The organism is Solemya pervernicosa gill symbiont, assembly GCF_002020875.1.
Taxonomy (GTDB): Bacteria; Pseudomonadota; Gammaproteobacteria.
In genome coordinates this window covers 106,524-120,500 of the sequence record NZ_MPRL01000015.1, presented here as the reverse complement: position 1 = coordinate 120,500, position 13,977 = coordinate 106,524, and the positions used below count along the sequence as shown (strand labels likewise).

The following is a 13,977-nucleotide window of genomic DNA, read 5'->3' as shown; positions in this document are numbered from 1 at the left end:
TTCTCCGTCGTTCGCTCACGCTCTCAACTACGAATAGGCAGACGGCGTCGACTATCGCGGACTAACCGCCTTCGCTTCGCTATCCATGGCGGTCAGCGAAGGGGAGCGGTGAGCGTTACTTCTCGATGCTCTCGCCGCAGGAGTGGGGCGAGCCGCCGCACGCCTATCTGGGCAGCTATCGGTTGGAGAATGATATGAGCTGGACGGCGGTAGAATAGATCAAGGCGGATGAGTCGAGCGAAACGCTGCTCGAGCAACTGCTGGGCAACGAACATGAGGAGTCACACGATGGACAGTGAGTTTTGGAAAACACGCTGGCAGAACAACGAGATCGGCTTTCACCAGGATGAGGTCAATCTGCACCTCGAGCAGTACTGGGATCAGCTGGGTGTGGCTGAGGGTGGCACCATCTTCGTACCCCTCTGCGGCAAGAGTCGCGACATGCTCTGGTTGCGTTCGCAGGGCTACCGGGTGATCGGTGTGGAGCTCAGCGAGCTGGCGGTTGAGCAGTTTTTCAGCGAGAACGAAATCGCTGCTGAGCGTTCATCACAGGAGGGTTTTGAACGCTGGGAGAGTGACGGTCTGGTAGTGCTGTGTGGCGACTTCTTCGATCTGACGGCCAACGACCTAATCGATGTGGCGGCGATCTACGACCGCGCCTCGCTGGTGGCGCTGCCGGTGGAGATGCGAGAGCGGTACGCAACGCACCTGAAAGCTATTACACCGGACGGTGCGAAAAGCCTGCTGGTAACGCTCGACTATCCGCAGCAGGAGATGTCCGGTCCCCCCTTTGCGGTTGATGACGGTGAGGTGCGACGACTCTTTGCCGATAGCGAGATTGAGATGGTTCAGGAGATCGATGTGCTGGCGGAGAACCCGCAATTTGCCAAGCGTGGGGTAACCTCGATGGTGGAGCGGCTCTATCGTCTCTCATGAACTGATAAAAAAGCCCGGCCATGGCCGGGCTTTTTGTGGGCAGGTTGTAACTAGAGCTGATTGCCCTCGTTGACGTTGCTGTAGGTCTGCAGGTGTACGCCATTTTCCAGTATCTTGTGGTAGACGCCGTTACCCTCGTTGGTGATGGTGCCACAGATATTCTTCCCCTTTTTAACGCAGCAGTGCATGTCACCTTTGACCTTCCACGCGATCTCGACCGTCTCACCACTCTTCTTGCCAGAGAGGTAGTGGACTAGGCAGGCTCCCTTGGGAGAGGCGTAGTTCTTGAAGCACGAGCCGCTGTTGTGATTGACGCCGTCAAAGGTTTTGTCGGTGAAGAGTGTCTTGATCTCATCTCCGCTCAGCGAATCCCCTGCCTGTGCCTGTGCCTGCAGCGGCAGTAGCAACACGAGTGCGAGTGGTGTGATGAGGAAGGTAAGTAGTTTACGTCTGATTTCCATTTGATCATTCTTCAATTTCATTTTTGATTGTTATTGGTAACCAGCTGCATCAAAACCACAGCATGGCGTTGCCATTCTATCTCTGGCAAAGGGGCTTTCTATGGGAGGTTAGGCTGGTTGCTGAGGCGAAAATTCAGGTAATAACCTTGCGTAGTTTTGCCTCGAAGAGTTTGTAGGCTTCACGGCAGCGGGCATCATCGAGCTCAGGGAAGCTGGCGATCTCACCGATCGGCGTTCCCTCGATCCAGGCGATCAACTCGTCGGGTGTCAGGTAGTAGAGTGCGCAGCTGTGATCGAACTCGATGGTGAGCCAGACGCCGCCCCGCTCAAGCGCCAGCTGTGCATCGTTGATGCTCTCCTCAGAGCGATGGAGACGCTCAACGGTTGCTGCTTGTTACTGTATCTGGCCATTGCAAAGGTCTCAGTAGTTGCGGCAGGGCTAAGAGAAAGATAGCCGGTAATTCTTCAGTGTGAGTAACCCCGCACTATTAAGGTTGATAAGCCGGTTGGGGCGTGCACACTGGTGCTAATGAGAATATAGCTGTGGAGTGAGCGCTATGTACAAAAGATTGGGTGACAAGCAGGTGATGGTTGGCGAGGATCAGGCGCTGCCGGGGCGTGCAGAGGCGATGGCGATCGAACCGAACCATTTCGTTAACGGTAATCGGATTGTTCCCCCCTTCCCGGAGGGCTGTGAGCGGGCGATCTTCGGTATGGGCTGTTTCTGGGGGCGGAGCGTGGCTTCTGGCTGCTCGAGGGGGTCTACGCCACTGCGGTCGGTTATGCGGCGGGTTACACCCCCAACCCCACCTATGAGGAGGTCTGCAGCGGCAAGAGCGGTCACAACGAGGTGGTGCTGGTGGTCTACGATCCTGTGCAGATTAGTTATGAGAGGCTGCTGGAGACGTTCTGGTCCTCACATAACCCAACCCAGGGGATGCGCCAGGGTAACGATATCGGTACCCAGTACCGCTCCGGCATCTACTATTTTACCGATCCCCAGCGCGAGGCGGCGCTCGTCTCGAAGCTGCACTACCAGCACGCCTTGAGTGAGAAGGGGGTGGGTGAGATCAGCACCGAGATTATCGATGCCCCACACTTCTACTACGCGGAGGGTTACCACCAGCAGTATCTGGCCAAGAATCCAGGCGGTTACTGCGGTTACTGCGGTTACTGCGGTTACTGCGGTTACTGCGGTTACTGCGGTCTCGGCGGGACCGGCGTCCCCTACTGACCAGGGGTGGTTAACACTATGCGAACGCCCAGCGTTAATAGGTCTTAGCATGCGCTATCGACAGAATCTGCTGCTCGGGGCGCTGCTGATCGTCGCCTCGGAGCTGATGTTCGCCACCATGGCGGCCTCGGTGAAAGCGCTCTCGGTAGGGCTACCCAACGAGATGGTGGTCTTCATGCGTAATGCGATGGGGCTTCTGGTGCTGTTGCCTTTGCTGCTTCGCTATCGTGGCCAGAGCCTCAAGACCGATATCTGGCATCTTCACCTGCTGCGCTCACTGTTGGGATTGGGAGCGATGTACTGCTTCTTCTATGCGCTCGCCCATCTGCCGCTGGCTGAGGGTATGTTGCTGAAGATGACCTCCCCCCTCTTCATGCCGCTAATCGCCTGGTGGTGGCTGCGTGAGAGTGGCTCGCGCTACGCCTTTATTGCACTGCCGATCGGTTTTGCCGGGGTGATCCTGATTCTCCGCCCGGAAGGTGAATTCAGCGCCGTGGCACTGGTCGGGCTGTTGGGTGGTCTGCTGGCGGCATTGGCAAAGGTGACGGTACGGCGGCTGGGACGCAGTGAACCCTCATTCCGTATCGTCTTCTACTTCACCTTGATAGCCACGCTGGTTTCGGCATTTCCAGCGACCGCCGTCTGGCGCACGCCCGATGTCGATGAGTGGCGTCTGCTGCTGTTGATGGGGGTGGTCGGTACTCTGGGGCAGTTGCTGCTGACACGAGGTTATGCGGTGGCGGAGGCGGCCTGTATCGCTCCCTTCACCTACTTTTCTGTCGCCTTTGGTGCGCTCTACGGTTACCTCTTTTGGGGTGAGCTACTCGATCTGCCGTTTATAGTCGGTGCGACGTTGATTGTTGTGGCGGGACTGCTGGTGCTGCGCCGGCGTGGTGGCACTCGATGTGGGGGTACAACCGAGCCGGTTACAGAGAGTTGATCGAAACGGAGACATAAAAAAACGGGCTGTGAGGCCCGTTTTGTGGTGGTAAGGGAAAGAATCAGGTTCTCAGGCGGTTAACCAGTGTCTCCAGTTGGTCCATCTGCTCGTTGATCACGCCGGTGGCACTCACCGTCTCCTGCGCAGTCTGGGTGGTACGGTCGGCAACGGCCGCAATATTGGTAATGCGCTGATCCATCTCCTCAGCCACCTTGCTCTGCTCATCGGCGGCGGTGGCAATGTGGGTATTCATCTCGGTGATGGTTGAGACCGAGGTCACAATAGAGTCGAGGGCTCCACCCGCCTCGGCGGTCTGAGTCACGCTCAACTGCGCCTGCTCCTGGCTCTGTGACATCACACTGACCGCAGAGCGTGCCTGTCCCTGCAGACGTTCAATGATATTGCGAATCTCTTCGGTCGACTGCTGGGTACGCTGAGCCAGAGTGCGAACCTCGTCGGCGACCACGGCAAAACCACGACCCTGCTCACCCGCTCGCGCCGCCTCGATGGCCGCGTTGAGTGCCAGCAGGTTGGTCTGCTCGGCAATGCCCTTGATTACCTCAAGCACCTGCCCGACCTCGAGGCTATCGGCCTCCAGTTTCGACATGACACCAGAGGCCTCTTCTATCTGGTTGGCAAGGTTGCTGATGCTATCCATGGTGCGTGATACGACGTTGCGCCCGTTCTGCGCCTCGCTGTTACTCGTAGTGGCTGCTTCAGTCGCCTGGGTAGTGTTGCGTGCGACCTCCTGTACGGTGGCCGCCATCTCGTTCATCGCCGTGGCGACCTGCTCGATATCGGAGTGCTGTTGGCGCACACCGCTTTCAGTTTCGTTGAGCATGGTCATCACGTTTGAGGTGCCCTCACCGACCTCATGGGCAATGCGATTCACGCCGCCGACGATCTCACCCACCTGCTCCAGCATGGTGTTATAGGCATCGAAGATGTGGCCGATCTCATTTTCGTGGTCGATAACGGTAAGGCGCTGGGTGAAGTCCCCCTGACTGACGGCGCGGATCTTGTTACGTAGATCGTCGATCTGATGCATCAGCCACGACATGCCGTACATACGACCGAGTATTACCAGAAGCAAAATACCAAAGGTCATGGCCATCGCCAGCCGCTGCTGTGACTGGACCGAGGCGTTAGATTCGGCGGCCATCATGCCGACCGCCTTGTTCATCTCTTTTAATACCACCGGTGACTGTTTGTGGATCGCATTCAGAGCGGTATCCGTCGGATTGTTGCTGTAGGAGAGGATATGAACCTTGTACTTACCCCAGAGCTGCTCGACGTGTTTGAGCTGATCGATGATCGGCTTTGCTTTTACGGCGTCGATCTTCTGTTTCTTATCACCCTGTAGCAGGGCGTTGTGGGAGGATTCGAACAGCGCGATGGTCTTCTCGACCGCCTGTAGTGATTCAACCTTCTGTGCAGCGAGCATCGCCTCTTTGGCGACCTTCTGACTCAGCATGCGCTGGCGACCGGCAACGTTGATAGAGGTCGCGTCGGAACCGAGGCTGAAGTAGAGCGAGGCGGCTCCAACAGAGGCGAAGGCGAATATCAACATGTAGGAGAAGAGGAACTGGGCATCGAGGGTTTTCAGCCCCAGCAGCTTTAGAATCTTCTGAATTAGGTTGGCGATGTTTCGTTGCATCTCGCGCATGTTCAACTCCTGGTTCTTCTGCGGCCCATGGTCCGCACTTCATAAATTTACTGAATTCGATCTTTTGGTGATGGCCAGAAATTGTCGCTGGTTCAGAAATTAGCGGCCAAATCTACTATCTCTGAAGCAGCATAGGATAAAACGCCACGATGGTGCGCTGGAAATTTGGGTAGATGGTCAGTAATCCCTACCCATTTGTGGTTATTTATGAGAATCAATATAAAAAACAGATCAGCGATATAGGAATTTGCCAATGTACAGATCCAGAGCGCAGGTCTACATTTCTTCTGCCGCGGTAATTTTTGTACGGAATGAGACGTAGCGAGGTGACGCACCATGGAACTGAAAGGCAGCAGTACTGAACAGAATCTAAAAGATGCATTTGCCGGCGAATCACAGGCCAATCGCCGCTACCTCTACTTCGCCGGAAAGGCGGACATCGAGGGATATAACGATGTGGCAGCTCTGTTTCGTTCCACCGCAGAGGGTGAGACGGGACATGCACATGGCCATCTCGAATATCTGGAGCAGAGTGGTGATCCCGCCACTGGCATGCCCTTTGGCGGAACGGCCGATAACCTCAAGAGCGCCGTCGCTGGTGAGACCCATGAATACACCGATATGTATCCAGGTATGGCAAAGCAGGCCCGTGAAGAGGGTTTTGAGGAGATTGCCGACTGGTTTGAAACGCTGGCCAAGGCGGAGCGCTCTCATGCCAACCGATATCAGAAGGCGATCAATGAGTTGGATACGTAACTGAGATTAGCCTGTCTTTCATGGCGGGCATATTTGTAATGCACTAATGATTTGGTTAACAGGGAGCATGATCGTGACCGCAAAGAGAGAGGGAAACCTTGAACCGCCGACACGCCATCCGGTCGACTGGAAAGGGCCACTTTTCTATGAAGAGACCGATCTGTTCGATGAGCTGGAGCGCGTTTTCGATCACTGCCACGGTTGTCGTCGCTGTGTCAGTCTCTGCAATGCCTTTCCCACGCTCTTCGATCTGGTTGATGAGTCGCCGACACTGGAGGTCGATGGGGTCGAGAAGTCCGATTTCTGGCAGGTGGTCGATCACTGCTATCTCTGCGACCTCTGCTTCATGAGCAAATGTCCCTACACCCCGCCGCACCCCTGGGGTATCGATTTCCCCCATCTGATGCTGCGTGCCAAGGCGGTGAGGTATAAAAAGGGTGAGATTAAAACTCGCGATAAAATTCTCACTAGCACCGATGCGGTCGGTGCTTTGGCAGGGATTCCGATTATCTCTGGTGTTGTTAATAGCACCAATCGACTGAAGCCTGCACGCAAGCTACTCGAGACGGTGCTGGGAGTACATGCCGAGGCCCGTCTGCCCGAATTCTTCTCGAAAACAGCACGTAAGCGGCTGGCGAGGCTACACAGCAGCGATAGTAACGGAGATGCTGCAGGACCCACACAGGGGCGGGTGGTGCTCTTTACCACCTGTTATGGCAATCGCAACGAACCGATCGTCAATGAGGACCTCACCGTAGTATTCGAACACAACAAGATTCCGGTTACGCTGGCACATCGAGAGCGGTGCTGCGGCATGCCGAAGATGGAATTGGGCGATCTGGAGTCGGTGCGGCGTGCCAAGGAGGCCAATATCCCAGTGCTGCTAGAGATGATCGAAGCGGGCTGGGATATCGTCGCCCCCATCCCCTCCTGTGTATTGATGTTCAAACAAGAGCTACCGCTGATATTCCCCGAGGATGCCGATGTAAAGCGGGTCAGTGAAGCGATCTTCGATCCCTTCGAATATCTGATACATCGCCATAGGGTGGGCAAACTCAATACGGAGTTCAAACAGCCACTCGGTCAGGTTGCCTATCACGCCGCCTGTCATCAGCGGGTGCAGAATGTGGGTTCCAAGACACGTGAGGTTTTGTCACTGATCCCCGACACAGAGGTGACAGCGATTGAGCGCTGCTCGGGCCACGACGGGACCTATGCAGTGAAGCGCGAGTTTCATCAGACAGCGATGAAAATCGGGCGTCCTGTGGTGGCTGCCGTTAAACATGCCAAGGCCGATTACTACGGCAGTGACTGCCCGATGGCGGGCCACCATATTGAGCACGGCATGGATGATGGCAGCGAGACGCAGCACCCGATGAGTCTGCTGCGCAAGGCCTACGCCATCTAATGGTTGAGAGCGATCAATGAGCCCGCTGACACGCACTGATCTGCTCAGCCTGGAGCAGTATGCCGAGCAGCGTAACGAATTTCGTGCCCGGGTGATGGAGCACAAAAAGAGCCGTCGTGTGGCCATTGGGGAGCATGCAACGCTCTACTTTGAGGATGCGCTGACGATGCAGTATCAGGTCCAGGAGATGCTGCGTATTGAGCGAATATTTGAGGTCGACGCTATTCAGGATGAATTGGAGGTTTATAACCCGCTGATCCCTGACGGTAGTAATTGGAAGGCGAGCTTCATGCTTGAGTATGAAGATGAGGCAGAGCGTCGGCGCGCACTGACACAGCTGCTCGGGGTGGAACGATCACTCTATATGCAGGTGGAGGGGTTTGATCGAGTCTATCCTGTCGCCAATGAGGATCTTGGTCGAGAGACGGAGGATAAGACTGCTGCGGTCCACTTCGTTCGTTTTGAGCTGAGTGGTGAGGTGGTTGCGGCTGTTAAGCAGGGTGCGGCGATCGCGGCGGCAATCGAACACCCGGCTTACAGCGCTTCAGCGCTTCTCTCGGTGGCTGAGCGTCAGGCGATTGCAGCCGATGTTCAGTGAGTTCTTATAAGGGTAATGAATAGTTATCACTACTATTTATAAGGGAAAGGGCTATACTCGCTGGGTGAGTAAGCCAGCTACTTACAGTATCTATTATAAGGTGGATGTTTGTGTGGGATAGGAAGCACGGTGTCCCAGTCTCTCACCCAAGTGCGTTGCGTCAACTACTGCTGTAAAAGCTAGGCATCTTTACTGATGGCGCTGATGGATAGGCCGTGCGGCCTGCTTCCTGCGTTTAAATATTTCGGATATCCGGCATGTCACGAGAAAGGCAGTTCGTTCACACTCAGCATGCAACACTTCTGGTGCTGCTGATCGGTACGCTTTTCACGGTGGTAGCCTACTTCTCGGAGCAGTCGAATCGTCATGCATCGACCATGATTGCCTGGGAGAACCATGTCGCGCTGCATGTCCGAAATCTTGAAGAAGCAGTACACCGTAATATCGACCTGGTAGTTGCTACGTCAGCCCACCTGAATACTTCCGGTCGACCCTCACGAGAAGATTTTTCACTGTTTACACAGCCTTTACTGCAGCTCCACCCCGAGATTCAGGCATTGGAGTGGATCCCACGAGTCTCTGCTGGTGACCGTAATCGCTTTGAGCGGCTGGCGAGGGAGGAGGGGCTAGAAAACTTCCGTATAACTGAACGCGACCGGCAGGGTGTGATGTCGGTCGCAGGAGAGCGGGACGAATATTTTCCTGTCTACTATGTGGAGCCGCTCGCCGGCAATGAGATGGCGCTGGGTTTCGATTTGGCATCTGAAACTGAGCGTTTGGCGACCCTGCGTCTCGTTGCTCAGAGCGGTATGGCGCAGGCAACGGCACCGATCACGCTCGTTCAGGAGGCTGGAGAGCAGAAGGCATTTTTAATCATCTCTCCGACCTTTGGCGGCGTGGTGGAGGGTTTTGTGCTTGGCGTCTACCGTGTATCGGACCTGTTGCAACATACCCACGTGCATACCGACGAGTGGCTTCAGGTGACTGATATCACCGATCCGCTAAATCCGGAGATTATAGAAGAACGCCTTCCTGCCGCCGGCAAGACGAACTGTGCCATCCATTCTGAAGTACATCTGACGGTGTTGGAGCGGCAGTGGTCGGTCAAAATGTGCCCCCCGCTTGATGCACCCATTCTTGCTAACATGAAATCGCCGTGGGGGGTCATCTTCGGCGGTATGTTGATCACCCTACTACTGGCAGTACTTCGCTACCTGGAGGTGCAACGAAGAATATCCACTGAAGAGATGACAGAAACGCTGATGCGCAGCCATGAAGCGCTGAAGGTGCAGAGCAGAGAGATTGAGCTTGCCCACCGTCAGTGGGTTGATGCCTTCGATACGGTCGTTGATGCGATCTTTCTGCACGATGGAGAGGGGCGAATCCTGCGTGCAAACCGGGCCTATGCCAAGGAGGTGGGGGTCGAATATCAGGACTTTATCGGTGAGCCCTACTGGCACTTCTTCCCACTCAGGGAGGGGCCGCTCGAATCATGCTCGAAGGCACTTAAAGAGAAAAATAACGAGGAGAAGGAGGAGTTCACCTCTTCGGATGGGCGTAGCTATCTGTCACGAGCCTACTCTATTCGCGACGCTGCTGGTGCCTATCAATATTCGATGCATATCATCAGGGATATCAGTGAGCAGAAAAAGGTACGGCAGGCGCTGGAAGAGAGTGAGGAATCTTACCGCGCTCTATTTGAAACATCGGCCGATGCCCTTATGCTTTTAGATGAGTCTCATTCAATATTCGATGTTAATCGTGCTGCCGTAGAGCTATTTGGCTTTGATTCGATAGATGAAATGCAAGGGCTGCGGCCTGCTGATCTTTCACCGGAGAGACAGAGCAATGGAGAGACAGTACAGCTAGCTATAGAAAAAGTCGCACAAGCCTCAACTCAAGGCATGCTCTTCTTTGAGTGGCTGCACACACGGAAGAGTGGTGAGCTCTTCACAGCAGATGTGCTGCTCAGCCGTGTACCGATCAAGGGCAAGGAGGTAATTCAGGCCACCGTTCGCGATATTTCCATGCGGAAAGAGATGGAGAAACAGCTTGAGCATGAAATTAGGGCGCGCCGCGTAGTCAGCGCCAGCAACCAGACGTTGGTCCATGCACAGGATGAATCATCCCTGCTGCAGAAGGCGTGTGAATTGATCTGCCACGAGGAGTCCTACCCCTTGGCTATGGTTGGCTTAAAACAGGATGACACCGAGAAAAGCATTAAGGTGGCTGGTCGTGCCGGGGTGATGACTGAAGCGGATGTAGTAGAGTTGGGGATGACCTGGTCCGATACCGAACAGGGGCAGAATATGACTGCGGTCGCGATCCGCAATAGTCAAATTCAGATCAATCGGGATGCGCAGAAGAAAGCGCGTTGCAAGGCCTGTAAGGATCTGGCGATCAAGTACGACTACCATTCGATTCTTTCCTTTCCGCTTATCCATGATGGGCGAGTATTGGGTGGATTAACGATTGCAGCGTCTGATCCTGATGCCTTCTCTGAGGAGGAGATCGAGCTGTTAAGCGAGCTGGCCAGCGACCTTTCGTACGGTATCGTCTCACTACGCAGCAAGGAGAAGCGTGAGCATGCCGAGCAGGCTGAGCATGAGGTGGTGGTTAAGCTGGAGAGAAGCACGCAGAAGACGGTTCAGGCGATCGCTAGTGCTATTGAGGTGCGCGACCCCTACACCGCCGGTCATCAACAGCGTGTGGCGCTACTGGCCACGGCGATCGCGAACGAAATGGAGATGGATGAGAACAGTGTTATCGGCCTTGCACTCGGCGCGACCATTCACGATATTGGCAAGATCTATGTGCCAGCCGAGATCCTCAATCGGCCAGGAAAACTGACCGATGCCGAGTTTGAGATCATCAAGAGCCACCCCAGGGTGGGCCACGATATCATTAAGGAGATCGACTTCCCCTGGCCGGTGGGCAATATGGTGCTGATGCACCACGAGCGTCTCGATGGCAGCGGCTATCCGCAGGGGCTAAAGGGCGATGAGATTCCCATCGAGGCGCGCATTCTCGCTGTGGCCGATGTGGTCGAGGCGATCGATTCACACCGGCCTTATCGTCCTACGCTCGGAATCGACTTCGCCATGGAGGAGATCAATAAACATCGCGGCAGTTGGTACGATAGTGCGGTGGTCGATGCCTGTGTGGCCTTGATTGAGCGTGAAGGTACTGCGTGGTGAGCCTTCCAGGCTGGCTACCACAGAATATGACCGACGGAAATCAGCCATCAGGTTGTGCAGATACGACCAACGTTCTATTAATTTCAATAGCAATAAGCTAGCCTCAAAATGGTCTCCAGGGAAGAAGTGGGTTGTGCAGGGAGGCTGTTAATAGTTGCTTGATATATCGAAATAGGGGGCTGGCTATCAAGCTGGTGGATAAAGTTGATTGATTTGATAAAGCTTCAGCAGATGGTTGATTTTACCGAAGGTGATAGTGCGCTTCTGAAGAGGTATCGGGGGTACCTGCAGCAGCGAATATACTTTATTGAAAGACATTTTTCGGACTGGTATTTGGGCAAGGTCGAACAGCATAAGGATGAACCTGTTCTATTGCCAAATTTCATCGAAACTCTCTTGAAGGGTTATTACGATGATTCCTTCGTTTCGGTACTCTATCTGCAGGCGATTAACTGGCATCGCAGCGGAGTTGATGCCACGCTCTCAATCGCTGCCAGTAGCCGGCTTCGAATGTTGTTCCACAATGTGGGTAATAATCAGTCGAATGCGCTGGCCGGGGTGATGTGCAAGCTGGTCGATCTCTCTCAAGCGGTCTTTGCCGTGGTATACCACATAGCAGATACCCTTGATCATCTGCGTGCAAGCGCTGACTCTGAGATTACTCGTATCCGGGCGCTAACCGACTCTATGTCGAGCGCTCAACCCAGCCCTCTAGGGCAAGCCTATATCGACCATCTGAGCTGGAAGTTGCATGCTTACTCACTGGCGCTTGGTGAGCGTGAAGGCGTTGATGAGTTACCTCTCGACAGCAGTGACTGCCATCTTGGGCAGTGGCTTGCGGCGGGGGGCTTCGAGTTGATTGACCCAGAGCTACGTAGCGGGTTTGTGGCAGCACACGATCGCCTGCATGAGATTGCCAAGCAGCTCCTGGCGTTCTCTGTGCAGCAGCGTCCAGAGCAGATGATCGATCATTTGCTAAATATTGAGTCGGCTTCCAAGGAGGTGACTACAGTACTGGCGCTGCACCTGGAGCGTGAAATGCGTGATCTGGTGACAATCGATAATCTGACTCGGGTGGGTAACAGGAGAGGTTTTGATCAGGGTTTGAGTCAAAAGATGGAGGAGAGTGCAAGAACAGGGGTAGGTTTTGGATTAATCTTTATCGATATCGATTACTTCAAATCCATCAACGATCGCTACGGCCACACCGTCGGCGATGAGGCTCTGCAAGGTGCTGTTGAACGAATCAAGAGTGCGCTGCGAAGTACCGATAGCGAGTATCGTTGGGGTGGTGAAGAGTTTACCGTTCTGGTTGGAACGGACAGTAGTCGTGGTGTTACACAGGTAGCAGAACGCATTCACGCCGCCGTTGGGGATACGCCCCTGCTAACCAGCGCAGGTCACATCTCTATCACTCTCAGTTTAGGCTGCACATACTACGCTCCCCACACTACGCTCAGCGCTGATGAGCTTGTCATTCAGGCTGATACCGCTATGTTGCTCGCAAAGGAGCAGGGGCGTAATCGTATCATCTGTCATGCGGAGGATGGGGCTGACTAGCCGCGATCACTCCTGCATTGAAATACAACTCCGATTCGGCATCGTCGGATGTGTGTGGTTTAGGAATCGAGTATGAAGCCCGTTACGTCAAAATCCGCTTCCAATGCAACGAATGCAGTACTTAGCAGTAGGGCGATGGCGTAGGCCCGGTTGGTGTTAATCATTACGTATTTACCAATAACGATGAGCCGCTACTAATATTTGGTGACGGTAACTTTTAGGGTGCTCTCTTAGAGCGAAGATCAATGCTGGGTCGTTTGTGCCCAGAATAGATGATGACCTGAACTATAGGAAGAGAACGCCACTTGCTCACTCGGTGGGTGTAACTCCGCCGAGGGTCTTCATTAACGCGGGTATAAAGCGCGACAGCTCCAGCGCCATGATCGAGAAATCGGTATCGAAGCGGGTGGCGTAGTCGTCGATATCCTCCAGCTGCGCCTCCTCCTCGACGATGTCGAGAAACTTCAATCGTTTGACCGCCAGCTCCTCGGTGAGGATGCAGCTGAGGCGCTCATTCCACTCAACAGCCAATTTGACCGCCATACGACCGTTGTTGAGATGGGTCTGTACCTCATCGCCGGTCAGGTCGAGTTTGCGGCAGCGTACCACGCCGCCATCTTCACCCGGTTCGCGTAGTTCGCACTCATCACCCAACTCGAATGGGAGTTCAGCGCCTCCCTGCTGTAGCCAACGGGTGGTGACTACGGCGGGAGATTGCTGGGTCGCAGCCGGTACTACCGGCAGTGAACCGACCGACTTGCGCAGTAACACCAGCAGCTCCTCTGCCCGTTTTGGCGAGGAGGCATCGACGATCAGCCAATCACCCTTGGCATCGATATAGGCGTAGGTCTGGCTCGAACGGGTAAAGGCCTGGTTGATCATGTCGTGCATGATCTCGTCGCGCATCGCACGTTTCTCCTTGGCGCGTACCTTGCGACCTTCGCTCTCCTCAATCGCAATGACCTTCTCTTCGGTCAGGTCGCGCACCACCGCAGCTGGAATCACCTTCTCCTCTTTGCGGGCACAGATCATTAGATTGCTGTTAGTGGCGTGGATCAGTTGACTGCCGTGGCGACCGAGCGGCTCGACCCAGCCGTAGCTGGTCAGCTCGTGACGACCACAGGGGTGAGCCGCATGTTGACTCAGCGCCTCATTGAGCGCCTCGGCGTTGAGTTCGAAGGGTTGGGAGAAGCGGTAGAGCAGCAGGTTCTTGAACCACAT

Annotated in this window: 11 protein-coding genes and 2 pseudogenes; 9 read left to right on the top strand and 4 right to left on the bottom strand. The window is 54.7% G+C overall.

All coding sequences use genetic code 11. From position 1 onward, the window contains the following. Positions 1-110: 110 nt before the first annotated feature. A pseudogene (locus tag BOW52_RS05810) lies at positions 111-218 on the top strand (DUF2452 domain-containing protein); the annotation flags it as partial. 70 nt (positions 219-288) lie between these two features. After that, positions 289-936, top strand: coding sequence for a thiopurine S-methyltransferase (locus BOW52_RS05805; RefSeq protein ID WP_078483149.1), 648 nt, complete (start codon positions 289-291; stop codon positions 934-936). Between the two features lie 50 nt (positions 937-986). Here BOW52_RS05805 and BOW52_RS05800 read toward each other — a convergent pair whose 3' ends face one another. Continuing rightward, complete coding sequence (locus tag BOW52_RS05800) at positions 987-1,397, bottom strand: hypothetical protein (protein WP_078483148.1); 411 nt, start codon at positions 1,395-1,397, stop codon at positions 987-989. A 133-nt stretch (positions 1,398-1,530) separates the two neighbouring features. Next, a complete protein-coding gene (locus tag BOW52_RS17680; protein WP_269087635.1) occupies positions 1,531-1,653 on the bottom strand; it encodes a hypothetical protein in 123 nt (40 codons plus the stop codon). Between the two features lie 301 nt (positions 1,654-1,954). Here BOW52_RS17680 and msrA point away from each other — a divergent pair. Both msrA and BOW52_RS05790 read left to right on the top strand, forming a co-directional pair. Further along, positions 1,955-2,568: pseudogene (gene msrA, locus BOW52_RS05795) on the top strand (peptide-methionine (S)-S-oxide reductase MsrA); the annotation flags it as partial. A 112-nt stretch (positions 2,569-2,680) separates the two neighbouring features. Beyond that, positions 2,681-3,571, top strand: a complete 891-nt coding sequence (locus BOW52_RS05790; RefSeq protein WP_078483147.1) for a DMT family transporter — start codon at positions 2,681-2,683, stop codon at positions 3,569-3,571. A gap of 61 nt (positions 3,572-3,632) precedes the next feature. Here BOW52_RS05790 and BOW52_RS05785 read toward each other — a convergent pair whose 3' ends face one another. Continuing rightward, complete coding sequence (locus tag BOW52_RS05785) at positions 3,633-5,237, bottom strand: methyl-accepting chemotaxis protein (protein WP_078483146.1); 1,605 nt, start codon at positions 5,235-5,237, stop codon at positions 3,633-3,635. A 336-nt stretch (positions 5,238-5,573) separates the two neighbouring features. On the opposite strand from BOW52_RS05785, the gene BOW52_RS05780 reads away from it, so the two are divergent. The 5 genes from BOW52_RS05780 to BOW52_RS05760 all read left to right on the top strand — a co-directional run bounded on the left by BOW52_RS05780 (position 5,574) and on the right by BOW52_RS05760 (position 12,756). Then, entirely contained in the window at positions 5,574-5,993 is a 420-nt protein-coding gene (locus BOW52_RS05780) for a rubrerythrin family protein (protein WP_078483145.1), read from the top strand. A 67-nt stretch (positions 5,994-6,060) separates the two neighbouring features. After that, positions 6,061-7,401: a heterodisulfide reductase-related iron-sulfur binding cluster gene (locus BOW52_RS05775; protein ID WP_078483144.1), complete on the top strand. Its 1,341-nt coding sequence runs from the start codon at positions 6,061-6,063 to the stop codon at positions 7,399-7,401. 16 nt (positions 7,402-7,417) lie between these two features. After that, positions 7,418-7,999: a DUF3501 family protein gene (locus tag BOW52_RS05770; RefSeq protein WP_078483143.1), complete on the top strand. Its 582-nt coding sequence runs from the start codon at positions 7,418-7,420 to the stop codon at positions 7,997-7,999. A gap of 257 nt (positions 8,000-8,256) precedes the next feature. Beyond that, a complete protein-coding gene (locus BOW52_RS05765) occupies positions 8,257-11,196 on the top strand; it encodes a CHASE domain-containing protein (RefSeq protein WP_078483142.1) in 2,940 nt (979 codons plus the stop codon). 372 nt (positions 11,197-11,568) lie between these two features. Further along, on the top strand, positions 11,569-12,756 hold the full coding sequence (locus tag BOW52_RS05760; protein ID WP_172840198.1) for a GGDEF domain-containing protein: 1,188 nt from the start codon (positions 11,569-11,571) through the stop codon (positions 12,754-12,756). A gap of 309 nt (positions 12,757-13,065) precedes the next feature. On the opposite strand, the gene rdgC is transcribed toward BOW52_RS05760, so the two are convergent. After that, positions 13,066-13,977, bottom strand: a complete 912-nt coding sequence (rdgC, locus tag BOW52_RS05755) for a recombination-associated protein RdgC (RefSeq protein ID WP_078483140.1) — start codon at positions 13,975-13,977, stop codon at positions 13,066-13,068.